At 67.8% G+C, this 23494-nt stretch carries 19 protein-coding genes and 1 pseudogene; 6 read left to right on the forward strand and 14 right to left on the reverse strand.

Annotation, left to right across the window (positions count from 1 at the left end; translation table 11 throughout):
* Positions 1 to 8: 8 nt before the first annotated feature.
* The 3 genes from ABD210_RS25125 to ABD210_RS25135 are packed head-to-tail and all read left to right on the forward strand — an operon-like array spanning position 9 to position 2748.
* Positions 9 to 821 carry a serine hydrolase gene (locus ABD210_RS25125; RefSeq protein WP_344114557.1) on the forward strand — a complete coding sequence of 271 codons (813 nt, stop codon included), beginning with the start codon at positions 9 to 11 and terminating at the stop codon, positions 819 to 821.
* Positions 818 to 1885 (forward strand): mandelate racemase/muconate lactonizing enzyme family protein, encoded by a 1068-nt coding sequence (locus ABD210_RS25130; RefSeq protein ID WP_344114558.1) that lies wholly within the window; start codon positions 818 to 820, stop codon positions 1883 to 1885. Before ABD210_RS25125 ends, ABD210_RS25130 begins: the two co-directional genes overlap by 4 nt.
* Complete coding sequence (locus ABD210_RS25135) at positions 1882 to 2748, forward strand: C40 family peptidase (protein ID WP_344114559.1); 867 nt, start codon at positions 1882 to 1884, stop codon at positions 2746 to 2748. The genes ABD210_RS25130 and ABD210_RS25135 overlap by 4 nt, the downstream gene beginning before the upstream one ends.
* A gap of 411 nt (positions 2749 to 3159) precedes the next feature.
* On the opposite strand, the pseudogene ABD210_RS25140 reads toward ABD210_RS25135, so the two are convergent.
* From ABD210_RS25140 to ABD210_RS25190, 11 genes and pseudogenes are all read right to left on the reverse strand, one after another.
* Positions 3160 to 4119: pseudogene (locus ABD210_RS25140) on the reverse strand (TerC family protein); the annotation flags it as partial.
* Between the two features lie 253 nt (positions 4120 to 4372).
* A complete protein-coding gene (locus ABD210_RS25145; RefSeq protein ID WP_344114561.1) occupies positions 4373 to 4729 on the reverse strand; it encodes an MmcQ/YjbR family DNA-binding protein in 357 nt (118 codons plus the stop codon).
* Positions 4730 to 4770: 41 nt separating this feature from the next.
* Positions 4771 to 5136, reverse strand: coding sequence for a VOC family protein (locus tag ABD210_RS25150; protein WP_344114562.1), 366 nt, complete (start codon positions 5134 to 5136; stop codon positions 4771 to 4773).
* A 39-nt stretch (positions 5137 to 5175) separates the two neighbouring features.
* The gene (uvrB, locus tag ABD210_RS25155; RefSeq protein WP_344114563.1) at positions 5176 to 7281 is read right to left on the reverse strand and encodes an excinuclease ABC subunit UvrB; all 2106 of its coding nucleotides are present in this window, start codon (positions 7279 to 7281) and stop codon (positions 5176 to 5178) included.
* Between the two features lie 115 nt (positions 7282 to 7396).
* On the reverse strand, positions 7397 to 8089 hold the full coding sequence (locus ABD210_RS25160; RefSeq protein ID WP_344114564.1) for a hypothetical protein: 693 nt from the start codon (positions 8087 to 8089) through the stop codon (positions 7397 to 7399).
* Between the two features lie 86 nt (positions 8090 to 8175).
* On the reverse strand, positions 8176 to 9153 hold the full coding sequence (locus tag ABD210_RS25165; protein ID WP_344114565.1) for a hypothetical protein: 978 nt from the start codon (positions 9151 to 9153) through the stop codon (positions 8176 to 8178).
* The gene (locus tag ABD210_RS25170) at positions 9150 to 10166 is read right to left on the reverse strand and encodes a hypothetical protein (RefSeq protein ID WP_344114566.1); all 1017 of its coding nucleotides are present in this window, start codon (positions 10164 to 10166) and stop codon (positions 9150 to 9152) included. Before ABD210_RS25170 ends, ABD210_RS25165 begins: the two co-directional genes overlap by 4 nt.
* Positions 10163 to 11299, reverse strand: a complete 1137-nt coding sequence (locus tag ABD210_RS25175) for a PrsW family glutamic-type intramembrane protease (RefSeq protein WP_344114567.1) — start codon at positions 11297 to 11299, stop codon at positions 10163 to 10165. Before ABD210_RS25175 ends, ABD210_RS25170 begins: the two co-directional genes overlap by 4 nt.
* 238 nt (positions 11300 to 11537) lie before the next feature.
* A complete protein-coding gene (coaE, locus tag ABD210_RS25180; RefSeq protein ID WP_344114568.1) occupies positions 11538 to 12149 on the reverse strand; it encodes a dephospho-CoA kinase in 612 nt (203 codons plus the stop codon).
* Between the two features lie 127 nt (positions 12150 to 12276).
* On the reverse strand, positions 12277 to 13755 hold the full coding sequence (rpsA, locus tag ABD210_RS25185) for a 30S ribosomal protein S1 (protein ID WP_344114569.1): 1479 nt from the start codon (positions 13753 to 13755) through the stop codon (positions 12277 to 12279).
* Positions 13756 to 14004: 249 nt separating this feature from the next.
* On the reverse strand, positions 14005 to 14910 hold the full coding sequence (locus ABD210_RS25190) for a phosphotransferase family protein (protein WP_344114570.1): 906 nt from the start codon (positions 14908 to 14910) through the stop codon (positions 14005 to 14007).
* 112 nt (positions 14911 to 15022) lie between these two features.
* Here ABD210_RS25190 and ABD210_RS25195 point away from each other — a divergent pair, with 112 nt between their 5' ends.
* On the forward strand, positions 15023 to 15826 hold the full coding sequence (locus ABD210_RS25195) for a class I SAM-dependent methyltransferase (RefSeq protein WP_344114571.1): 804 nt from the start codon (positions 15023 to 15025) through the stop codon (positions 15824 to 15826).
* A gap of 7 nt (positions 15827 to 15833) precedes the next feature.
* Here ABD210_RS25195 and ABD210_RS25200 read toward each other — a convergent pair whose 3' ends face one another.
* Positions 15834 to 18455: a hypothetical protein gene (locus tag ABD210_RS25200; protein WP_344114572.1), complete on the reverse strand. Its 2622-nt coding sequence runs from the start codon at positions 18453 to 18455 to the stop codon at positions 15834 to 15836.
* Positions 18452 to 19018 carry a hypothetical protein gene (locus ABD210_RS25205; protein ID WP_344114573.1) on the reverse strand — a complete coding sequence of 189 codons (567 nt, stop codon included), beginning with the start codon at positions 19016 to 19018 and terminating at the stop codon, positions 18452 to 18454. Before ABD210_RS25205 ends, ABD210_RS25200 begins: the two co-directional genes overlap by 4 nt.
* A 275-nt stretch (positions 19019 to 19293) precedes the next feature.
* Here ABD210_RS25205 and ABD210_RS25210 point away from each other — a divergent pair, with 275 nt between their 5' ends.
* Both ABD210_RS25210 and ABD210_RS25215 read left to right on the forward strand, forming a co-directional pair.
* Entirely contained in the window at positions 19294 to 20568 is a 1275-nt protein-coding gene (locus ABD210_RS25210; RefSeq protein ID WP_344114574.1) for an MATE family efflux transporter, read from the forward strand.
* A gap of 25 nt (positions 20569 to 20593) precedes the next feature.
* A complete protein-coding gene (locus ABD210_RS25215; protein ID WP_344114575.1) occupies positions 20594 to 20821 on the forward strand; it encodes an NUDIX hydrolase in 228 nt (75 codons plus the stop codon).
* On the opposite strand, the gene polA is transcribed toward ABD210_RS25215, so the two are convergent.
* Positions 20780 to 23491: a DNA polymerase I gene (polA, locus tag ABD210_RS25220; protein ID WP_344114576.1), complete on the reverse strand. Its 2712-nt coding sequence runs from the start codon at positions 23489 to 23491 to the stop codon at positions 20780 to 20782. The two genes, ABD210_RS25215 and polA, sit on opposite strands and share 42 nt — an antisense overlap.
* Positions 23492 to 23494 lie beyond the last annotated feature (3 nt).

Here is a 23494-nt window from a genome sequence, read left to right on the forward strand (position 1 = left end):
TGACCGTCATGGGAATTGCTGACCTGCTCGCAGGGGTCGCGGGGCGCGGCGAGTTCGGTGTCTGGCTAGGGCGGCTCGACGGGTTGCCGGTGTTCCGTCACGACGCGGATCGGACGCACTACTCCGCGAGCACGATGAAGCTGCCGGTCGCGATGGCGATGATGCGCCAGGTCGAGTCGGGTAAGCTCGCGCTGGACCAGCCGGTGACCGTGCACAACGACTTCGCCTCCGCCGCGGGTGGGCGGTTCGGCGTGAATCCGGCCGAGGACGAGGCCCCGGCGACCTGGACGAGGATGGGCGAGCAGGTGCCGCTCGGCTGGCTCGCCACCGAGATGATCACGGTCTCCAGCAACCTGGCGACCGATCTGGTGCTGGAACTCGTCGGGGTGGACGCGGCGAACGCGGTACTGACGGAATACGGGTCTGGCTTGAGCGCGATCCGTCGGGGCATCGATGACACGGCCGCTCAGGCCGCCGGGATCAGTAACGAGCTGAGCCCGGCGGATCTGGCCGCCGTACTGGTTGCGGTAGGCAATGACAAAGGGGCCTCAGGCGACTATCTTCGCGAGCTGCTCGCAGCCAACACGTGGAACGGCGAGATCCCGGCCGGGGTGCCGGCGGGGACGCGGGTCGAACACAAGAACGGGTGGGACACGCGGATCCGGCATGACGGCGGGATCGTCCGGCCGGCGGACGCGGAGGCGTTCGTGCTGACGGTGTACACGACGTCCGACCTGCCCGATGCGGAGGCGCAGAAGCTGATCGGTTCCGTCGCGGCGCAGGCGTGGGAACACCGGCACAACCTGGAGGCGATCCGATGAAGATCACGACCCACCTGGTGTCGGCGCCGCTGCACACTCCGTTCGTCACCGCGCTCCGGACCGCCACGCACGCGGAATCGCTGCTGGTGTCGATCAGCGATGACTCGCTCACTGGTTGGGGCGAGGCGCCGCAGGTCTGGAAGGTGACCGGCGAATCGCTGGCCGGCGCGCAGGCCTGTGTCGAAGGTCCGATTGCGACCGCTTTGAACGGGTTGGGCCCGGACGACCTGACCGAGGCGCTCCGCCGGGTTCAAGGCGCGGCCCAGGCCAACTTCGGCGCCAAGGCCGCGGTCGACGTGGCGTTGCACGATCTCGCTGCTCGTCGCGTGGGTTTGCCGCTGCACGGTTTCCTGGGTTCGACCGTCGTGAGTGTGCGGACTGACGTGACGTTGTCCGCCGGTGATCCTGAGTCGCTGGCGGCTGCGGGGGCGGACCGGATCGCCGACGGCTTCGACGTACTGAAGGTCAAGGTCGGCACCGGCGACGCGGCCGCCGACTTCGAGCGGGTCCGCCGGATCCGCGAAGCCATCGGCCCCGATCCCCGGCTGCGCCTCGACGCGAACCAGGGCTGGAACCGGCGCGACGCCGTCACCGCGATCCGCGCGATGGAAGACGCCGGCTGCGACATCGAACTGGTCGAACAACCCGTGCCGGCCCCCGACCTCGAAGCCATGGCCTGGATCAGCGACCGCGTCAGCACGCCGATCCTCGCCGACGAGTCCGTGTACGGCGTCCGCGACCTGGTGGCGGTGATCCGGCACGGCGCGGCTGATCTGGTGAACGTCAAACTCGCGAAGTGCGGCGGACTCGGGCCGGCCCGGACGCTGCTGGAACTCGCCCGCGAGCACGGACTCGGCTCGATCGTCGGCTCGATGATGGAGAGCCACGTCGGCGTCGGGGCAGCCGCGGCGCTGGTGGCGGCGTACCCGACGACCGCGGTGAACGACCTGGACGCGGCCTGGTGGTTGAAGGAGTCGCCGGTGGCCGGTGGTATTCGCTACGAAGGCTCGCTGATCCACCTGCCGACGTCCCCTGGACTGGGCGTGACAGGCTTGGCCGCATGAAGCTAGCTGCTGCCAAAGTCCCGGTCAGCACCGTCTGGACCTCGCCCGACGCACCGCGTGACATCGACGCACCCGCGATCGCCGCCGCCCCCGACGTCGCCGCCTGGGCCAAGTCCATGGACACCGAGACCCGCCTCGGCCTGCACGGCCGGACCCTGACCCAGTTGCTGTACGGGGAGCCCGTGCTGGTCCGCTCCGAACGAGACGGCTGGTCCGAGATCCTCGCGCCGTGGCAGCCGTCCTCCAACGACGACCTCGGCTATCCGGGCTGGGTGCCGTCGAGCCACCTGGGCGAACTGCCTGGGAGTGCGGCCGCGCCGGTGGCCGTGACCGTGCCGGTGGCTGAACTGATGGCCGAGCCCGGTTCGGGGCCGCTGATGGAGTTGTCGTTCGCGACTGTGTTGGCGTCGGTGGAGCACGCCGACGGGTTCACCCGGGTGGCACTGCCGGATGACGAGCTGGCGTGGATCGCGGACTCTGCGCTGCGGGGGGTGGAGTCACCAGCGGTTGCCGAGGATCGGATCCGGCTGGGGTCGCTGTTCCTGGGACTCGAGTACCTCTGGGGCGGCACTTCGACGTACGGGCTGGACTGCTCGGGGCTGGTGCACGCGGTGAGCCGGGTGCTCGGGCAGCGGATCCCGCGGGACGCGCACGACCAGGCGGACGTGCTGGAGTCGATCCCGCTGGAGGAGGCACGGCCGGGCGACGTGTACTTCTTCGGACGCCCCGGGAAGCAGATCCACCACGTCGGCTTCGTCTCCGCCCAAGGAATGCTGCACGCCTCCGAAACCGGCAAACGCCTGGAGAACGAGCCCCTTCTTCCCGAACGCCGCGAAACCCTGGTCGCCGCCGGCCGCCTCTGAACAGGTCTTCCCGCGGCGGCTCTGCCGGCGGCTCGGCTGGCGGGTTCTTCGACCGCTGATGCCAAATAAAGCCGCTATCGGTCGAAATGGGCGTCAGCGAACCCCCGGGGGGCCCCACTGCTACGCCCGCGCCCGGCCCTTGGGGAAGAGCCGGGCGCGGGTCAAGCCTCAGGACTGCTTGGAGTCGGTCTGCTCAGGCTCGTGGATGCCTTCGATCTCGGCGCGGGTGGCCTCGTCGAGCTCGCCGCCGCCGGCTTGCGCTGCCACGGACCGCGAGGTCTCGGCCTCCACCGCACCGTCCTGTTCTGCACCGTCCTGTTCCGCACCGTCTTGAGAAGTGGTGGTGGATTCCTCCGCGCTGGAGTCAGCGGAGCTGAGCTGGCCCTCGGGGGCCGGCTCGGTCGGGGTGGTGCGGGAATGGCGGAGGCTCAGGATGGTGGTCACGCCGAGGGTGACGATGATGACGCCGAGCGAGACCCAGATCGGGATCTCCGGGGCCCAGCTGATGTGCTCGCCGCCGTTGATGAACGGGAGCTCGTTCTCGTGCATCGCGTGCAGGATCAGCTTGATGCCGATGAACGCGAGCACGACCGACAGCCCCATCGACAGGTAGACCAAGCGGCGGAGCAGATCGCCGAGCAGGAAGTACAGCTGGCGAAGACCCATCAGGGCGAACACGTTGGCGGTGAAGACCAGGAACGGCTCCTGGGTGAGGCCGTAGATCGCCGGGATCGAGTCGAGCGCGAACAGCAGGTCGGTGGTGCCCAGCGCAACGATCACGATCGCCATCGGGGTGACGAACCGCTTGCCGCTCTTCACCACGGTCAGCTTGACGCCGTTGTACTCGTCGGTCGCGTTCAGCCGCTTGCGGGCGAACCGGATGACCGCATTCTCCTTGTAGTCCTCGTCGTCGTTCTCACCCTGGCTGGCCAGGTGGACCGCGGTGTAGACCAGGAATGCGCCGAACAGGTAGAAGATCCAGGAGAACTGGTTGATCGCGGCCGCGCCGACGGCGATGAAGATGCCGCGGAAGAACAGCGCGAGGATGATGCCGACCAGCAGGGCCGTCTGCTGGTATTTCCTCGGCACCTGGAACCTGGCCATGATGATGAGGAAGATGAACAGGTTGTCGACGCTGAGGCTGTACTCCGTGAGCCAGCCGGCGAAGAACTCACCTGCGTACTGACCACCGGAGAAGGCCCACACGCCGAGGCCGAAGACGATAGCCAGGCCGACGTAGAACGCGATCGCGGTGGCGGACTCGCGAGTGGTTGGCTCATGCGGTCGGCGGCCGATGATGAAGACGTCGAAAGCCAGCAGCGCGAGCAGTGCCCCGACGGTGATGAACCAAACGTAATCAGCAACGTGCACAGAAACCTCCGGAGCTCAGACGAAAATCGGACTCCGAAGGTCTCTTCCGCCTGGGCTCTGTCAGCCGAGCCTGGCCGGCGGCACCGGGCGCAGAGGCGAGCCTCTTGACCGTGATGACGATGCCGCCGCGAAGGAATACTCCCCTTCAACGCACCCATTGTCGCCGCTGCTCCCCCGAGTATCCAAATCCGGGACACGTGTCCCGACTGTCGGGATCATCACTTCACGCGACGGGAATAGTGTGCTTCGGTAGTCAGCTCGCGCTCGGCGGGCGCCTGGATTTCGGCAGTTTCGCCACGATCGTCTGGTACGACGTGTCCACGAGCTCGAGGATCTCGTCATCGGGTACGGCACCACCGAGGTTCACCGAATTCCACCCCGAGCGGCCGATGTAGGCCATCTTCGCCACGTCCTCGGGGTAGGTGTCGACCAGTTCGTCGGCCTCCTCCCGGTTGTTGCCGCACTTGATCCCGACCGAGTCGCCACCACCGAGGAACGCGAAGATCTTGTCGCCGACCTTCGCGACCACGTCCCCGTCCCACGGCTCGTCTTTCCACGCTCCAGGCTTGGCCAAGCAGTGCTCCAACAGCTCGGCCCCGGTCAGCCTCATTCGCTCTCCTCCACTTCCACGACCCGGGTCGGCCGCGCGGGCTACTGATGCGTCACGGCCTCGACGTTGTTTCCGTCTGGGTCGCGGACGAACACGCCGTAGTAGCCCGGGTGGTACTCCGGCCACTCCCGCGGCTCGTGCAGGACCTCGGCACCCATCTCCCGGGCTGTCGCGAAGATCTGGTCGACCGCAGCACGATCCACTGCGGCGAAGGCGACGTGCACCTCTCGTTGCACCCCGCCCTGCGTCCGCCCGAGCCAGAACCGCGGGAACCCGTCCGGCCCGGCCAGCCCGAGAACGCCCTCGAACTCCATCGCCACGGTGATCCCCAGCGGCGCAAGCAAGCGCTCGTAGAACCGCCTGCTCACACCCAGGTCATCACACTGCAGCGCCACGTGATCCAGCATCCGTCCCCTCCCCTACTGCCTGCCGGCCAGGTCGGCGGCCTACTTGGCGCCGGCGTTCACCATTTGGCGGAGTTCCTTCTTGAGTTCGGAGATCTCGTCGCGGTAGCGGGCGGCGACCTCGAACTGGAGCTCCGCGGCGGCGTTGTGCATCTGATCGGTGAGTTGCTGGATCAGGTCGGCCAGGTCTGACGACGGGAGCCCGCCGGCCAGTTCCTTCGCCTTCTCCCCCGCTTTGCCCTTACCGCCGCCAGGCACCGGGGCCTTGCCGCGACTCTGGCTGCGGCCGCTGCCGAGCAGCTCGGCGGTGTCCGCGTCCTCGCGGGCGAGCATGTCGGTGATGTCGGCGATCTTCTTGCGCAGCGGCTGCGGGTCGATCCCGTGCTCGGTGTTGTAGGCGACCTGCTTCTCGCGCCGCCGGTTGGTCTCGTCGATCGCCATCTCCATCGACGGGGTGATCTTGTCCGCATACATGAACACGGCACCCGAGACGTTTCGAGCGGCACGGCCGATGGTCTGGATCAGCGAACGTCCGGAGCGCAGGAAGCCTTCCTTGTCGGCGTCGAGGATCGCGACCAGCGACACCTCCGGCAGGTCCAGACCCTCGCGGAGCAGGTTGATGCCGACCAGGACGTCGAACTCGCCCATCCTCAGCTCGCGCAGCAGCTCGACCCGGCGGAGAGTGTCCACCTCGCTGTGCAGATACCTGGTCCGGATGCCCATCTCCAGCAGGTAGTCGGTCAGGTCCTCGGACATCTTCTTGGTCAGCGTGGTGACCAGGACCCGCTCGTTCTTCTCGACCCGGAGCCGGATCTCGTGGATCAGGTCGTCGATCTGGCCCTTGGTCGGCTTGACGATCACCTCGGGGTCGATGAGGCCGGTCGGCCGGATGATCTGCTCGACGAACCCGTCCGACTTGTCCTGCTCGTACTGGCCCGGGGTCGCCGACAGGTAGACCGTCTGACCGATCCGCTCGAGGAACTCCTCCCAGCGCAGTGGCCGGTTGTCCATCGCCGACGGCAGCCGGAACCCGTGCTCGACCAACGTGCGCTTGCGGGACATGTCGCCCTCGTACATACCACCGATCTGCGGCACGGTGACGTGCGACTCGTCGATGACCAGCAGGAAGTCCTCCGGGAAGTAGTCCAGCAGGCAGTGCGGCGCAGTACCGGCTTCTCGTCCGTCGGTGTGGCGGGAGTAGTTCTCGATGCCGGAACAGGTGCCGATCTGGCGCATCATCTCGATGTCGTAGGTGGTGCGCATCCGCAGTCGCTGTGCCTCCAGCAGCTGACCGCCACGCTCGAGCTCAGCCAGCCGCTCGGCCAGCTCAGCCTCGATGCTGGTGATCGCTCGCTCCATCTTCTCGGGCGCGGTCACGTAGTGCGTCGCTGCGCCGATGTAGAGCTCGTTCTCCTCGCTCAGCACCTCACCGGTCAGCGGGTGCAGCGTCATCACCCGCTCGATCTCGTCGCCGAAGAACTCCACCCGGACGGCCAGCTCCTGGTAGACCGGGAACACCTCGAGCGTGTCGCCCCGGACCCGGAAGGTGCCGCGGGTGCCGGCGAGGTCGTTCCGTGCGTACTGCACGCCGACCAGCTTGCGGAGCAGGCCGTCGCGATCCATCTCGTCGCCGACCTTCACGTGGATCATCCGGTTCAGGTACTCGTCGGCAGAACCGAGGCCGTAGATGCAGGAGACGGTCGCCACCACGACCACGTCGCGCCGGGTCAGCAGGGACCAGGTCGCCGAGTGCCGGAGCCGCTCGACCTCCTCGTTGATCGAGGAGTCCTTCTCGATATAGGTGTCCGTCTGCGGGACATAGGCCTCGGGCTGGTAGTAGTCGTAGTAGGAGACGAAGTACTCGACCGCGTTCTCCGGGAAGAAGTGGCGCAGCTCGGTCGCGAACTGGGCGGCGAGCGTCTTGTTCGGCTGCAGGATCAACATCGGCCGCTGGATCTTCTCGGCCAGCCACGCCATCGTCGCGGTCTTACCGGTACCGGTGGCACCCAGCAGCACCACGTCCTGCTCGCCGGAGTTGATCCGGCGCTCGAGCTCGGCAATCGCGGCCGGCTGGTCGCCCGCCGGGTCGAAGTCGGACACGACCTTGAGGGGCGCGACCATACGCTGGAGATCGGTGACCTGTCTCATGCCCTCCACCGTACGGGCCGCCGCCGACAGTTTCGAAGATCCGGCCTCCCGACCCCGTCACACCGCCTTCGCCGCTCGGATCGGCAGGCTCGGGGCAGCGGGGAGGCGGTCCGGCTCAGAAGCTGCGGACCAGGCTTCCGTTCATGTCCAGGATCTCCTGCTTGTGCTTGGCCCAGACCTCGGTCTGCAGGGCCGCATCGGTCGTCGTGGTCTGGCCGTCGCGGTCCTCGAAGGCCTGGATGAACCCGGAGAAGACGACCGGTTTCTGGCCCTTGATCGGCACCACGGCGGAGTAGTTCATCGCGTAGCAGAGCTTCAACGCCTTGTTCGCGCACGCTCGATAGCTGCCGTTCCTGATCACCACATGCTGCAGGTTGTTCGACTCGACGTCCGCCACGTGCTCCGCGAACGCCTTCGCCCCCAGTTCCTTCGTCTGCCGGATCCAGAACCAGCCGTCGATCGCGCCCGGTCGGGCCGGATCGGGCAGCACGTAGTTTCGTCCGGAAGGAGTCTGGGGGTCCTTGACCCAGCCCTTCGCCGGGGTGAACCAGACCCCGCCGCCGATTTCCACGCCCTTGTCGTCCGGGCCCTTGACGGTCACCGGCGCGGTCGGCGGCGGCGCCGGGGTGGAGCGGGTACCGACCGGCGCCGGCGTGCGACTCTGACCGGCGACCGGAGGGTTGACAGGGTCCTTCTTGTCGCCGCCGGTGACGATGACGATCACCCCGGCCGCGATCAGTACTACGGCCAGGGCCGCGCCTGCCATCACGATCCACTGGGAACGGTTCGGATTCTGCGGGCGGTTCACCTGCGGCCGCCGTGGGAGGGTCCGGAGTACGGGCTCATCTGGTCTCTCGCGTGTCTGATCGGGCTGTGTCTGCGGCACGGGGGCGGTCAGAGGCTGTCGATGACCGACTTCCTCATCAGGTTGGAATCGGCCAGGGCGGTCAACGCGAAGTCGGCGCGGGTGCGGAAATCCAGCGCGGTGGTCACGCCGTCCTTGCGGCGGTACGCCTCCACGAAGCCCTGGACCTGCACGCCCTTCGAGGTGGAGGTATAGGTGATCGCGACGCACTCCTCCAGGACGTCGCGCGGGCACGGCAGGTTCCGGGTGCTGCCGAGCTGGGCGACCTCGTTGGCGGTCTCGCCCTCGACGATGCCCAGCAGGTAGTTCTTGGCGCTGACGTTCAGCTTCTGCCGGACCCAGAAGAAGGCGCGAGGTTCCGAGTTCGGCGCGTAGTTGACCAGTTGCTTGCCCTCGGTCTCCCGCACCAGCAGGGTCCAGCCCGCGACCGGCACCACGGAAACCCCGAACGCAACCGGGATGGCGTCCGCCGGCGGCCTGTACGTCGGATTGGGCGTCGACCCGGTGATCGGCGGCGTGGTCCCGGTGACGGGAGGTGTGGTCGGGGTGATCGGCGGAGTCCCCGTGACGGACGGGGTGGTTGCGGTGATGGGTGGCGTGATGTCGGTGATCGACGGGCTCGTCGTGGGACCCGCCGAACCGTCTCCGCGAGTCAACAGCGTCAGCGCCACCGCGACCAGGGCGACGACACCCATCCCCGCGCCGATCGGGACCAGCAACCCAGGCACCTTCGGCCGCTTCTTCGTGCCCCGCACAGGCGGCTGTAGCGACGCCGGCCCCGCCTGCACACCCGCCGCCGAAGCACCCGGCCCGCCCTGTACGCCGGTACCGCCGACCACCGGTGATCCCGGACCCGGCGCCCCGCCTGCGGGTGATCCCTCGGCCGCGCCCGTGGAAGCAGCCGCACCCGTGCCCGGCGTACCGGCTGGGCCCGCGTCTGGGGCGCCGGCTGTGTCCGGCCGGCGGAGCCAGGGGTTGTCGGGGTCTTTGGAGCCCTTTCCGTTCACTGGCTCTTGATCACCGACTGCAGCATCGCCGTGGAGTCCTTGGCGATGCTGTCCTTCTTGTCCTTGCGGCCGTAGACCTTGACGATCGTCATCACGCCATCATCGCGCTCGATGATGCCGACGAACCCGATCACTGGGATGCTGCCGTTCTGGCTGCTCGACATCGCTTCGTAGCTCTGCGTGGTGATGACCTTGACGTTCGTCTTGTCGTCCGGCCCGGGCCTGGTCTCCTTCGCGGCGTTCGCCTTGAAGGTGCTGGACGTGACGCCCTTCTTCTCGGCGTCCATCAGTTGCGGCAGTACCGTCGCGGTCGTCTCGTCCGGGTTGGCCTTGAAGGCGTTGACCATGAAGTAGGCCTCGCTCTGCTTCAGCAGGTAGACGCCCTTGTAGCCCGAGATGCTCTTGCGGATGTAGCCGATCTGCGGCTTGACGTAGACCCCCTCGGCGACCTCGATGCCCTCGTCCACGTTCACCGGCTGGCCTGTCGGCTGATTCGTCGGCTTCGGGTCCGGCTGGACCTTGCTGTCGGCACTCCCGCCGAACACGAGCGCCAGCACGACGCCGAGGATCGCAACGATCGCGATACCACCTCCAGCGAGGAAGAGGATCTTGTTGCCGCCCTTGCCACGGCTGCCACCGCCGTACTGCTGGCCCGGCCCCCACTGCGGCTGGCCTGGGTACTGCTGCGGACCGCCGGGGTAGCCCTGCTGTGGCGGGTAGCCAGGCTGCCCCGGGTACTGCTGCTGCCCCGGGTACTGCTGCTGCCCCGGGTACTGCTGCTGCCCCGGGTACTGCTGCTGGCCGGGGTACTGCGGCGGCTGGCCCTGCTGGTACGGCGGTTGCTGTGGCTGGCCCTGGTACGGCGGCTGCTGGGGCGGCTGCCCCTGGTAGGGCGGTTGACCGTAGCCCGGCGGCGGCTGCTGCGGCTGGCCATAGCCGGGCTGCCCGCCGTACGGAGGCTGTGGCGGCTGGCCCGGCTGGCCGGAGCCGTACGGCGGTTGCTGGTTGCTCATGCCTGCGTCTCCCCAGTGGATCCTTCGTAGCCCGGCGCACTCCCCCGCAGAGCAACTCCGCGCTCGGATTTGGGCACGGAACGGACCGAGTTGCCACAGGCGGAGCAGAAGTCCGAGTTGGGCAGCAGGGGCATCTCGCAGCGCGAGCAGAACGCCAGTTCACCCGAGGCGTGGCTCGAACCACCGCGGGCGGCCGATTCCAGTGCGGCCTCCAGCAGGCCCTTGTGCAGCACGGTGCGGACCAGGATGATCAGCGCGCCCAGGAGCACCAGGCCCCAGACCACGCCGAGGATCGCGCCCACGGTCGAGCCGTGTCCGCCGACGAAGCCGAGCAGGTAGACGCCGCCCTGGAACAGCGCGTTCACCAGGATCGCCTGAGCCAGACCGGCCACCCAGCGCGGGGTGAAGCCGTCGTACTTCTCACCGAGACCGGAGAACTCCGCGACCGCCAAACCCGTGGCCGAGCCGTAGATCAGCGGCTTCACGAAGCCCTGCAGGAGCACGACCGAGATCCACGTGCCTGCGCTGCTGCCCGGTCCGGCGAAGCCACCGCTGATCCAACCCCAGTGCAGCACGAGCGTCTCGAAGCACGCGTAGCCGACACCGGCCACGACGCCGAAAGTGAACCCGTCCATCAGGTCGTCGTACCGCGGCCGCGAAGCGAGGTAGATCGGGCCGAGCTGCCGGATCAACTCCGACACGACCGGCACCAGCAAGATCAGGATGAGCAGGTCGCGGCCGGCCGGACCGGCGTCGTTCGAGCCGATCGTGTCCGTCGACAGGCCGAGCTTGTCCGACCAGCTCCAGGTGAACACCGCGGCCAGTACGCCGGTCAGCACGAACGCCGCGGCGACGACCGGGATCGGCTCGTCCTCCCACAGGTTCACGTCGTACAAGTAGAGGATGTAGACGATCGGGATGGCGAAGGCGGCCACCATGATCGCGACCGGCAGGGCACCCACCGCGGCCGTCACGACGGTCAGCAGCAGGGCGATCCCCAGCGCGACCTTGTACGTGTACGGCTGCCGGCCGGCACCTTGCGGCATGATCGTGGAAACCAGCTTGAACGACGCGACCGGTTCGTCCGGTCTCGCGGCGTACGCCTTCTTCCGCCCGGCGTCCTGAGACTGCATGTCGTTGCCGCAGTGATGGCAGAAATGCGAGACCTCGGGAACGTCAGAGCTACAGCGCGGACAGTCCACGCCATCCTCCCAACATTGACTTGCGGACCGACGCGAGCGCGCGTCGAGGGGCTGGTCAGGGCGCCGCGGCGTCAGGCCGGACGAACCCGCAGAGATTCTCGTACAGGTCGACCCGGATTCATCATTTCCCGCGCAAGGGTCACGCTTTCGTGTCCGGACCGTGCTCTGTTCAGACCGTGGCCGGACCGTGTCCTGCCTGTTGCGAGAGCTCTTCCCAGACCTCGTCGACCCGCCGGTCCAGCTGCTCGAGGCTCCCCGAGTTGTCCACCACGATGTCGGCCGCGGCAAGCCGGTCCTCCCGCGTTGCCTGGCTGGCGATCCGCGCTTTCGCTTCCTCGTCAGTCATCCCGCGCGCGCCGGTCAACCGCTCGACCTGCAACTCCTGCGGTACGTCGACCACGAGGACCACGTCGAACTTGTCGGCCTGCCCCGTCTCGACCAGCAGAGGAATGTCGTGCACGACCACCGCATCATCCGGCGCGGCCGCCTCGATCTCCGCCGCCCGGCCTCGGACCCGCGGATGAATGATCGCCTCCAGCTTCCGCCGGGCGCCTTCGTCGTTGAACACGATCCGCCCGACGGCCGGCCGATCCAGCTCCCCGTTCGGCGTCAGTACCTCCCCGAACTCGTCGACCACCTCGGCCAATCCTTCGGTGCCCCGCGCAACAACTTCCCGCGCCAGCAGGTCAGAGTCGATCACCACGGCGCCCCGCGCAGCCAGCCGCGACGACACCGCGCTCTTCCCCGCCCCGATACCCCCGGTCAACCCGACTCTCAACACCCCAGCACCTTATCCAGTACTACGCTCCGCTCCGATCGCCTCACCCCGCGGTTCGGCCCTCATCAGAAACGAGCGAGACCCCCGCACCCAGTACGGGGGTGCGGGGGTCTCGGGTACTGCGGGTGGATCAGCCCTGGCCGGTCAGCTTCTCGCGGAGAGCCTGGAGTGCCTCGTCGGAAGCGAGCGCGCCCTCGACGGGTGCGTCGTCCTTCGGAGCTGCCGCGGAGGAGTAGGTCGATGCCTCGCCCGCCTCGACATCAGCGGACTTGGCGTCCTCGATCTGCTTCTTGTGGGCCTCCCAGCGCGTGTGGGCCTCGGCGTACTGCCGCTCCCACTCCTCACGCTGCTTGTCGAAGCCCTCGAGCCACTCGCCCGTCTCCGGGTCGAAGCCGTCCGGGTAGACGTAGTTGCCCTGCTCGTCGTACGTCGCCGCCATGCCGTACAGCGTGGGGTCGAAGTCGTCGGAGACCGGGTCGACACCCTCGTTGGCCTGCTTCAGCGACAGCGAGATCCGGCGACGCTCGAGGTCGATGTCGATGATCTTCACCATCACGTCGTCGTTGACCTGGACGACCTGCTCGGGGATCTCGACGTGACGCTCGGCCAGCTCGGAGATGTGCACCAGACCCTCGATGCCCTCCTCGACGCGGACGAACGCACCGAACGGAACCAGCTTGGTGACCTTGCCGGGCACGATCTGGCCCATCTGGTGGGTCCGGGCGAACTGCTGCCACGGGTCTTCCTGGGTCGCCTTCAGCGACAGCGAGACGCGCTCGCGGTCCATGTCGACGTCCAGCACCTCGACGGTGACCTCCTGGCCGACCTCGACGACCTCGGTCGGGTGGTCGATGTGCTTCCAGGACAGCTCCGAGACGTGCACCAGACCGTCGACGCCGCCGAGGTCCACGAACGCACCGAAGTTGACGATCGAGGAGACGACACCCTTGCGGATCTGGCCCTTCTGCAGCTGGGTGAGGAAGTTCATCCGCACCTCGGACTGCGTCTGCTCCAGCCACGCACGGCGCGACAGGACCACGTTGTTGCGGTTCTTGTCGAGCTCGATGATCTTGGCCTCGATCTCCTGGCCGACGTACGGCTGGAGGTCGCGGACCCGACGCATCTCGACGAGGGAGGCCGGCAGGAAGCCGCGCAGGCCGATGTCCAGGATGAGTCCACCCTTGACGACCTCGATGACGGTGCCGGTGACGACGCCGTCCTCTTCCTTGATCTTCTCGATCGTGCCCCACGCCTTCTCGTACTGAGCGCGCTTCTTGGACAGGATCAGACGGCCTTCCTTGTCCTCCTTCTGGAGAACCAGGGCCTCGACGTGATCACCGACCTTGACGACCTCGTTCGGGTCGACGTCGTGCTTGATCGACAGCTCGCGCGAGGGGATGACGCCTTCGGTCTTGTAACCGATGTCGAGGAGGACCTCGTCCCGGTCGACCTTGACGATGGTGCCCTCGACGATGTCTCCGTCGTTGAAGTACTTGATGGTCAGATCGATCGCCGCGAGGAAGTCTTCCTCCGACCCGATGTCATTGACCGCTACCTGCGGGGTGGTGCGTACTGCGGGGTCGAGAGGTGCCTCGATGCTGGCCGTCATGTGGTGGGTTGCTCCGTGGGCTGATGGTGTCGTACGAGTGCGCAAGGACCGTTGGATCGCACCCAACCGCTGGATTGCCTGAACAGGACAGAGTCACCACCGACTGCTGCGAGCACGAGCCTGCTCCGTCCGAGGTCGCGCGGGCCCATAGCGCATCTCACAGAATACTGGTATTGACTCGGGCACGGCAACCCGGGGCACCCGGTAGCTACCGGCCGCCCGCCGAGGTCACCCGACGTCGCACTGGACTCAATGTAAACCGTCCGGGTCGATCCGGCCGCCGGCCAGGTCACCGGTGTCGGCGATCCGGGTGATCAGGGTGTGCGCCGCGGCCGCGACCGGGTTCGACGCCGACCGCGACGCGAGGTCGATCAGCGCCCACAGATCGGCCGCCCGCCCACGCTCGACCAGCCGGTCCCCCAGGTCCGGACTTTTCTCCCGTACTACGCCCAGCACCGCTGCGCCCAGCACCGGGTCCTGGCAGAAGCGGAGCAGGTTCCCGAGGTCGGTGTACGGCGATCCCGCGTGCGCGAACTCCCAGTCGATCAGCCCGGTGAGCTCGGCGGATCCCGGATCCACCAGCAGGTTCTTCGGGTTGAAGTCGCTGTGCACCAGGCACGCGCGGTCGACCCCGGTGGCAGCCAGATCCTCGGCCCGGTCCAGCACGCCTTCCATACTGTCGGCCTGATCGCGGGTGAGGCCGAGGTCCTCGACGTACTTGTTGAACCACTGGGTCAAGCCGCCTGCGTCGAACGGCTCGATCGTCAACTCACGGCCGCGGAATTCCCCGAAGTCGAGGAACGGCATCCCGCTCAGCCGCACGAGCAGGTCTCCGAGCTGCTCCCCGACCTTCCGGCGCTCATCGTCACCCGCCGATTCGAGGTACTTCTCCAGATTCACCCCGGGCAGCCGCTCGGTCAGGACGTACGGCGGCCCCTGGTCCGAGACCTCGGGCATCGCGTCCAGCACTCGCGGCACCGGCAGCAACCCGCGCACGAGCCGCATCAGCGACACATCCACCGCCGCCCTTGCTGGGTGCCGCACGTACAACCGGAGCACCGCATCCTCGCCGGCGGCGCTCACGGCATACGTCTCGCCGCCGTAGCCGCCCGTCAGCGGAACCGCACTCGCGGCGATGGCCTCGAAGTCGTCCATGCCCGCATCCTCCCGCACCCCACCGAAAGCTGGCTGCGCGACGAGATCAAGCCCCGGTTCACCGCGATGAGCGAGGCACTCGCCACCCGCGCCGGGCACTAAGGTGATTCGCGTGGAGCACGAGACGGTGGTGCCGCAGCGGGTGGAGCTGACCGAGGCAGAGACATCGCAGGCCAGCCGGACCTATTGGGACAGCGCCGCGGACGACTATCTGGCCGAGCACGGTGAGTTCCTCGGCGACGACCGTTTCATCTGGTGTCCGGAGGGGGTCGACGAGGAGCAAGCCCAGCTCCTCGGTCCGGTCAAAGGTCGTCGCATCCTCGAGGTCGGGGCCGGCGCCGCGCAGTGTTCACGCTGGCTCGTCACGCAGGCCGCCGATGTCTATGCCTTCGACATCTCGGTCGAGCAACTCCGGGTCGGGCGGACCCTGGACCGCCGCACCGGCACCGCAGTACGGACTGTTGCCGCCGATGCGCTACGGATCCCCTTCAGAACGGGCAGTTTCGACAGCGTCTGCTCGGCGTTCGGGGCGTTGCCGTTCGTGGCTGATGCCGAAGCCGCACTGACCGAGATCGCGAGGGTGCTGAAGCCCGGCGGTCTGCTGGTCTTCTCGGTGACGCATCCCATTCGCTGGAGCATGCCGGACGACCCGACGCCGGAAGGCCTGCGGATCACCCAGTCGTACTTCGACCGCACGCCGTACGTGGAAGTGGATGCCGATGGCACCCCGGTCTACGCCGAACACCACCGCACGATCGGCGACTGGATCCGTGCCCTCACCGGCGCCGGTTTCGTCATCGATAATCTGCTCGAGCCGGAATGGCCGGCCGGGCACGACCAGGTCTGGGGCGGCTGGGGACCAGATCGCGGGCGGCTCGTTCCCGGCACCGCGATCTGGTCAGCCCACCGACCCTGATCGAATCTCAGGCAGCGAATCGCCGCCGGATCAGCCCGACCCCGCCGACCGCCAGCACGCACACGCCGACGGCCGCGAGCAGCCTCACCCAACTCCGGCCACCCTCGCCGGACGCACCGGCGAGTTTCAGGGAGTACGCCGAGGTGGCGGTCGCCCCCTCCGGCGCGCCGACCGGCATGCCCTCGGTCTTCGCCCGATCAGCGGACGCAGTCAGAACCGCGGTACGCCGGCCGAAGTCCAGGGCGGTCTCCGCGCCGCTCGCGGTCAGCACCTTGGCGCCCTCCGTCGAGAGCCGGTTGACGCCCTGTGGAAGCGCCGGCGCGCCGTCGGCCGCTGTCTGCAGACCGTCCGACAGTTTCTTCGAACCCTCTGCCGCGCCACCGATGCCCGTCGCCAGATCGCTGGAACCGGTTGCCAACTGCTGCGATCCCGTTGATGCCTTGCCGACACCATCAGCGAGCTGCCCGGTTCCATCTGCGAGCAAGAAAAGACCGTTGTCGAGCTGTGAGGTGCCGTTGACAAGGACACCAGTTCCCGCCTTCAGCCGCTGCGTCCCGGCAGCGAGCGCGCCGGCCCCGGCGTCGAGTTGAGTGGCACCGCCGGAGAGTTCGTTCAGCCCGGCGAGCAGAGTCTTCCCTCCGGCTTGGATCTGTCCGACGCCACTCTGCAGACCATTGATCCCGCCGCGGAGTGTCTTGTTGGCCGGTGCGTCGTTCGAATCGCCGATGCCACCTTGAACGCTGGCGACGACGCCCGACACCAACGCTCCGACACCGGCGTCGACCAGTCCGAGACCCTGGACCAGGCCGGCCGCCGACGAGGGACATCCGACGACCCGGTTGTCGAGGCCGCATTGCAGCTTGCCGATGCCAGGAACGGCTCGCTCGGTCAGCCGGCCCTTCAGATAAGCGAGCGCGGCCTGCAACTTGGCATCATCCGGCAGTGCTTTGTCCAGGTCTGGTGCCGGATCGCTGATACTGCCGAGCTGCGCCAGGAGGGAGTCCAGAATCAGCTTCTTGACTGGGTTCGACTCGGGACCGGTGTTCAGAGCGCCGGCCGGTCCGTTCAACGCGGCAGCCGCAGCGCCGTAGCACGCGGCGTCGTAGGTACCGACCGGTTTACCGTTGCTGACCGCGTTGAGCGCATCGCTGGCGCAGTGCACGCCGCCACGCATCTTGTCGATCCCCGGGCCGGCCGCGGCCAGTTGCTTCTTGAGGGTTTCCAGCCCGCCCAGCAGGGTGTCCCCGTCCGACACCGAGCCGATGCCGTCCCGAAGTTGCTTCACGCCTGCGTGCAGTGGCTTTGCCTTCGCAGGAAGGCCGCCGACCCCGCCGTACATCTGCACGAGGCCGTCCTCGACGCCCTTGAGCCCGCCGCTGACCTGGTTCAGTCCGTCCACCAGCGCGGGTGCCTTCTTGGTGGCCTGACCCAGACCGTCCGCGAGCTTGCCGGTGCCGCTCTTCAGCTGATCCGCGCCCGCGTCGAGGCTCTTGGTCCCCTTCTGAAGTTCGCCCGCGCCCTTGTCGAGCTTGTCGGCACCCTTCGCCGCCTCGCCCGTCTTCTCCCGGAGCAGGCCGGCGCCACGGTCCAACTCACCGAGGCCGTTGCGGAGTTCCTTGGCGCCCGTCGAGAGCTTGTCCGCGCCAGGAGCGGCCTGGTCGGCGAGGCCGGCGTTCAGCGTCTTCGCGCCCTCGTTCAGCTGCAGCAGTCCGCTGAGTAGTTTCTCCGCGCCGTCTCGCAGCTTGATCAGGTTCGCGTCGAGAGCAGTGCCACCCTCGACCAGATCGGTGCCCTTCTGCGCCCCGCTGTCATAACCGTCAACGGCGGTCTTGAACGTCGGGCTATCCAGCGGGCTCACTGGCAAGGCCGTCAACTCCGCCTCGGGAATGACCGCGTCCTTGACGTCAGCCGACCAGCCGAACTCCGCACTGGCCGCACCGACCGGTGGGAACAGGGTCACGGTGAAGCTGAGCTTGGTTCCGCCCTTGCCGTCGCCCGCCTTGTTCGCCTCGTTCGACGAGACGTCGGCGAAGCCCGGGGGCAGCACGGTGGCCAGTTGACCGACCATCGGGATGACGACGTCAGTCTCCTCGGAGACCTTCTTGCCATAGCCGTCGGTGACGGTGATCGTGCGCGGCTTCGCGGAGGTGTTCTCGACCACGTACTGCGCCGCCAGCCGACCGCTCTTGCCGACCGCATCCGAGGGCTTGCGCAGCTTCTTGCCGTTGAGCGTGTAGGTCACGGCGACCTTGATCGGCAGCTTGGACTTGTCGAAGTCGCTGACGGTCCGCAACCGCTCCTCGCCGTCGACCGCCAGATCGACGTTCATCGAGCCGTTCTTCACCGACAACCCACCGAAGCCGTCGAGGTTGCGCAGTCCGTCGGTCGAGACCGGGTTGGCCACCTTCGCCCGGCCCTTGCCGGTGAACGAGAGCTGCTCGTAGACGCGGGCGCCTCGGACCTTGCCACTCGGGTCGAGCTGGGCCTGCACCGTTTCAGTATTGGTGACGCCGACCGGGTCGGCCGTCGCGCCCGCCGACGCCGCCAGGGCGGTCGAGCTGGTCAGGAAGAGGGCCGTCGGGATGGCAACTGTGATCGCCAGCCCACGGGTGATCCGAGCGGCGGTCACGCGCGATCTCCTTCAGTAACAGGGATTTCCTCGACAGGCTGGTCTTCCGGTGCCGCACTGGAATGCTTCGCGGCCGTTTGCTGTGGCGTCTGCCACGAGGTGGCCAGGAAGCCGATCGCGGCAGCCAGCAGTACTGCGGTCGCGGCCGTCGGTGACTCCGAAAGGAACGCCGGGCTGTCCGCGGTGTAGTTCTCCTCGTACACGGCGACCATCGCTGCCGCGCCCAGAAGCAGCGACCATAGCGGGATCCGGCTACCGGCCGCGGCGGTGATGGCCACGCAGACGATGACCACCACGACCGCGGCCACCGCCCGGCCCGGCGTCGAGTCGGGCAGGTAAAGCGCCCGGATCGCGAATCCGATCCAGGCCACCGCGAGTCCGGCCGCGAACCCGATCGCCCGCCAGCCCGGAGTACGGTCCTGAACAAGCCCGGCCACTCCCCCCAGAGCGCCGCCGACAAGCGCCACGTGCTCCGTGCGCAGACCGAGGGATTCCCCGATCAGGCACAGCAGACCCGCGACCACCGCCAGCAGCGCCCCGCCGAGCAAGGTACTGCGTTGCATTGAGTCCTCCACCCCTTGCTATCGGACTCCGGGGACCCCATCCGGTCATCCGAGATTCACGTAGCTGAACGACTGTCCAGTACGACTGATGCGTGTTCCTACCAGGCAGTAACCCGGCCGCGCAAGACCTCGGCAACGCGACGCACCCAGTCGTGATCTTGGCCAGTCGGTTATGACACTGGACGCGTCACGCCGTAGCGTGAAGGCGGCATGACAGCCGCAGGGCAACTGACCGCGATCGGGTTGAGTAAGCCCGCCAGTAGAACAGAAGCCGGATGACCTCAGACACGACGCCCGAGCAGCAGCCCTCCGCTGCCGCGCCCCCACAGCAGACGTTCCTGCGCAGCGCCACCGTGGTGGCGGTGGGTATGGGCATCATGAACGTCGCCGCCTACGGCTTCACGCTGGTTGCGGTGCACCGGCTGATCCCCGAGCAGTTCGGGGCTGTCACTGCCCTGCTCGGCCTGCTGTTGATCGGCAACGTGGCCTCCCTCGGGCTGCAGGCTTCGGGCGCTCGGCGGATCGCTACCCACACCGGATCCGGCGAGGCCGCACTGGCCGACGCAATGCTCAAGGCGGGCCGCCGGGCCGCATTAGGGCTGACAGCGCTGTCTCTGCTGCTCACGCCGTTGTTCGTGTTCCTGCTACACATCGACTCTGTTGTCGCTGCCCTGCTGCTCGCGCCGACGCTCGGTTGCCTGACCCTGATGGGGTCCCAGCTCGGCGTGCTGCAAGGTGGTAAGAACTGGACCGAACTGGCCGCGGTCTACACCTCCACCGGCGTCGGCCGACTCGTCTTCGGCGGCGGAGCGCTGCTAATTCACCCGAGCCTGACCTCGGCCATGGTCGGCATCGCTCTCGGCGCCGCAGTACCGGCTCTGCTCGGTGGGTTCCTGCTGCGCGGCTCGACGGGCGGGACGCCGGAGCAGGTGAAGGAGGTTCTCCGCGAGACCATCCACGGGACGCACACGCTGCTCGCGTTCTTCGTGATCGCCAACGCGGATGTACTGCTCGCCCGCGGCCTGCTGGACGAGAAGAGCAGCGGGTACTACGCGGCCGGCGTGATCGTGGCGAAGGCCTGCCTGTTCCTGCCGCAGTTCGTGATCGTGATCGTGTTCCCCTCGCTGGCGAGTACGCCGGGTGACACCTTGCGCCTCCGCCGGGCGATCCAGGCAGTCGCCGCGCTCGGCGTGTGCTGCGTGCTCGGGGCGTTGATCCTGCCGGACGTCGTTGTAGCCGTCGTCGGCGGCGCCGCCAAGTACGCCGCGCTCGGCCCGATCGCGTGGCTCTTCGCCCTCGCCGGTTCCTCGTACGCCGTACTCCAGCTGGTCGTGTACGCCGCGATCGCGCAGCAGGAGAAGCGTGCCGCGCTGCTGATCTGGGTCGGGCTGATCGGCCTGGCTGTGGCCGCCCTGATCATCCTGGGCACGAACATCGCCACCGGCATGACCGGCGTCAAGGTGCTCGCCGCGATGACCAGCACCTGCGCCCTGGCACTGTCGGCCGCACTCGCCTCCGGGTTGCACCGCCAGGCGGCCGACAACGCCTGACCGCGGTCCCGGCTAGGGTCTGCGGATGGCAACCCCGAAGTTCATCCTCGAGCTGCGCGAGGACCCGGCACTCGGCATCCTGCGCGAGATCCGGGAGGAGACCGGTGTCGAGGCCGGGATCGATCGGCTCGTCAGCATCGAGGCGATGGCGCCGGCGGCCTATCCCTGTACGCCGGCCGCCCGCTGGGGTGACCGGCGCTCGGACGCGGGGTTAGTGGGCGGCTTCGTGCCAGGTGCGGCCTACTCCAACTGAGACGTCCAGGGGGACGGCCATCTCGACGGCGCTACCCATGTCGCGGCGGACGAGTTCCTCGAGGACCTCGCGTTCGCCGGGGGCTACCTCGAAGACCAGTTCGTCGTGTACCTGCAGGAGCATCCGGGACTTCAGCTTCTGCTCGCGCAGCGACGCGTCCACCTTCAGCATCGCCAGCTTGATGACGTCCGCGGCCGAGCCCTGGATCGGCGCGTTCAACGCCATCCGCTCCGCCATCTCGCGGCGCTGCCGATTGTCGCTGGTCAGGTCGGGCAGGTAGCGTCGGCGGCCGAGGATGGTCTCGGTGTAACCGCTCTTGCCAGCCTCGATCACGATGCTACGCAGGTAGTCGCGGACCCCGCCGAAGCGCTCGAAGTACTCGTCCATCAAGCCCTTCGCCTCGTCGACGCCGATCTTCAGCTGCTGGCTCAACCCGTACGCCGACAGGCCGTAGGCCAGGCCGTAGTTCATCGCCTTGATCTTGGCGCGCATCTCCTGCGTCACCTCGGACGGCTCCACCGAGAAGACCCGTGCGGCCGTCACCGAGTGGAAGTCCATGCCCGAGTTGAACGCCGAGATCAGGCCCTCATCCTCGGACACGTGCGCCATGATCCGCATCTCGATCTGGCTGTAGTCGGCCGACATCAGCGCCTCGAAGCCCTCACCGACCACGAACGCCTCGCGGATCCGGCGGCCTTCCTCGGTCCGGATCGGGATGTTCTGCAGGTTCGGGTCGGTCGAGCTGAGCCGGCCGGTCGCCGCGATCGTCTGGTTGAAGGTGGTGTGGATCCGCGCGTCCTTCGGGCTGATCGTCTTCAGGAGGCCCTCGACGGTCTGTCGCAGCCGGGTGGCGTCCCGATGCGCCAGCAAGTACGCCAGGAACGGGTGCTCGGTCTTCTCGAACAGCGCCTGCAGCGAGTCCGCGTCCGTGGTGTACCCGGTCTTGGTGCGCTTGGTCTTCGGCATCTGCAGCTCGTCGAACAGCACCACCTGCAGCTGCTTCGGCGAGCCGAGGTTGATCTCCTTGCCGATCACCTCGTACGCCGAGGCCGCGGCGTCGCGGACTCCGGTCGCGAAGCGTTCCTCGAGTCGCTCCAGGTATTCCCGGTCGACGGCGATCCCGTCCCGCTCCGTGCCGGCGATCACGTCGATCAGCGGGAGCTCGACGTCGGCCAGCAGCGCAGTACCGGCTTGTTTCTCCAGCTCGGCGTCCAGGGTGTCTGCCAGGTCGGCGATCGCGCGGGCGCGCAGCATCGTCGCGTCCGCAGCCGGTCCGCCCTCGATGTCGTCGAAGCTGAGCTGACCGTTGTCGGCCTCCTCGTTGCGGAGCTCGCGGCGCAGGTAGCGCACGGTCAGGTCGGCCAGGTCGTACGACCGCTGGTCCGGGCGGACCAGGTACGCGCTCAGCTGCGTGTCCGAGGTGAGCCCGGCCAAGGTCCAGCCTCGTTCGAGGAAGCCCAGCAGCGGGCCCTTCGCGTCGTGCAAGGCCTTCGGCTGCTTGGGATCCGCGAGCCACGCCTGCCAGGCGGCGTCGTCATCATCGGTCAGCGTGGTCGGGTCGAACCAGCCCGCGGCGCCGGAGGTGTTCGCCAGCGCCAGGCCGGTGATCTCGCCCGTGCCGCGACCCCAACTACCCTGCACAGCAACGCCTACGCGCTCGCCGGAGCTGACGTTCTCCTTGATCCAGGCCGCCACCTCGCCCGGCTTCAGCTGGACACCCTGCAGCTCGAACCCCTGGTCGACGGTGTCGTCCACCTGCTCGTGCTCGGCCACCAGCCGCTCCCGCAGTACGCGGAACTCGAGGCCGTCGAACAGCGTGTGCACCTTGTCCCGGTCCCACGGCTGCCGGACCAGGTCGTCCACCGAGACGTCCAGGGTCAGGTCGCGGACCAGTTCGTTGATCTGGCGGTTCCGGATCACGTCGGCGAGGTGCTCGCGCAGCGAGTCACCGGCCTTGCCCTTGATCTCGTTGACCCGATCGACCAGGTCGTTCAGCGAGCCGAACTGGTTCAGCCACTTCGCCGCCGTCTTCGGACCCACCCCGGGCACGCCGGGCAGGTTGTCGCTCTGCTCCCCCACCAGTGCGGCCAGGTCGGGATAGAGCCGCGGCGTCACGCCGTACTTCTCCTCGACCGCGGCCGGATCCATCCGGGCGATCTCGGACACACCGCGCTTCGGGTACAGCACGGTGACGTTCTCGCTCACCAACTGGAACGCATCCCGGTCACCGCTGCTGATCAGCACCTCGAAGCCCTGGTCGGCGGCCTGGGTGGCGAGCGTGGCGAGGATGTCGTCCGCCTCCCAGCCGTCGATCTCGGTGGTCGGGATCCGGAGCGCCTCCAGCACCTCCTTCACCAGCGAGACCTGACCCTTGAACTCGTCCGGCGACTTGGACCTGCCTGCCTTGTACTCCGCGTACTGCTCGCTGCGGAAGGTCTTGCGGGACACGTCGAACGCCACGCAGATGTGGGTCGGCTGCTCGTCGCGGAGCATGTTGATCAGCATCGAGGTGAAGCCGTACACCGCGTTGGTGTGCTGCCCCGTGGTGGTGGAGAAGTTCTCCACCGGCAGCGCGTAGAAGGCCCGGTAGGCCAGCGAGTGCCCGTCCAGCAGCAGGATCCGCGGCCGGCCGCCGGCATCGCCGGTCGCCGCGCCCGGGTCCTTGGTCATCGT

The sequence above is a fragment of the Kribbella alba genome (assembly GCF_039529635.1).
Classification (GTDB): Bacteria; Actinomycetota; Actinomycetes; order Propionibacteriales; family Kribbellaceae; genus Kribbella; species Kribbella alba.

Coding starts and splice junctions, on each gene's coding strand:
- ABD210_RS25215 (WP_344114575.1), top strand. CDS start 20,594: ATGGCAACCCCGAAGTTCATCCTCGAGCTGCGCGAGGACCCGGCACTC.
- ABD210_RS25125 (WP_344114557.1), top strand. CDS start 9: ATGGGAATTGCTGACCTGCTCGCAGGGGTCGCGGGGCGCGGCGAGTTC.
- ABD210_RS25135 (WP_344114559.1), top strand. CDS start 1,882: ATGAAGCTAGCTGCTGCCAAAGTCCCGGTCAGCACCGTCTGGACCTCG.
- rpsA (WP_344114569.1), bottom strand. CDS start 13,755: ATGACGGCCAGCATCGAGGCACCTCTCGACCCCGCAGTACGCACCACC.
- ABD210_RS25145 (WP_344114561.1), bottom strand. CDS start 4,729: ATGAGGCTGACCGGGGCCGAGCTGTTGGAGCACTGCTTGGCCAAGCCT.
- ABD210_RS25170 (WP_344114566.1), bottom strand. CDS start 10,166: ATGAGCAACCAGCAACCGCCGTACGGCTCCGGCCAGCCGGGCCAGCCG.
- ABD210_RS25130 (WP_344114558.1), top strand. CDS start 818: ATGAAGATCACGACCCACCTGGTGTCGGCGCCGCTGCACACTCCGTTC.
- polA (WP_344114576.1), bottom strand. CDS start 23,491: ATGACCAAGGACCCGGGCGCGGCGACCGGCGATGCCGGCGGCCGGCCG.
- ABD210_RS25150 (WP_344114562.1), bottom strand. CDS start 5,136: ATGCTGGATCACGTGGCGCTGCAGTGTGATGACCTGGGTGTGAGCAGG.
- ABD210_RS25190 (WP_344114570.1), bottom strand. CDS start 14,910: ATGGACGACTTCGAGGCCATCGCCGCGAGTGCGGTTCCGCTGACGGGC.
- ABD210_RS25205 (WP_344114573.1), bottom strand. CDS start 19,018: ATGCAACGCAGTACCTTGCTCGGCGGGGCGCTGCTGGCGGTGGTCGCG.
- ABD210_RS25175 (WP_344114567.1), bottom strand. CDS start 11,299: ATGCAGTCTCAGGACGCCGGGCGGAAGAAGGCGTACGCCGCGAGACCG.
- ABD210_RS25210 (WP_344114574.1), top strand. CDS start 19,294: ATGACCTCAGACACGACGCCCGAGCAGCAGCCCTCCGCTGCCGCGCCC.
- uvrB (WP_344114563.1), bottom strand. CDS start 7,281: ATGAGACAGGTCACCGATCTCCAGCGTATGGTCGCGCCCCTCAAGGTC.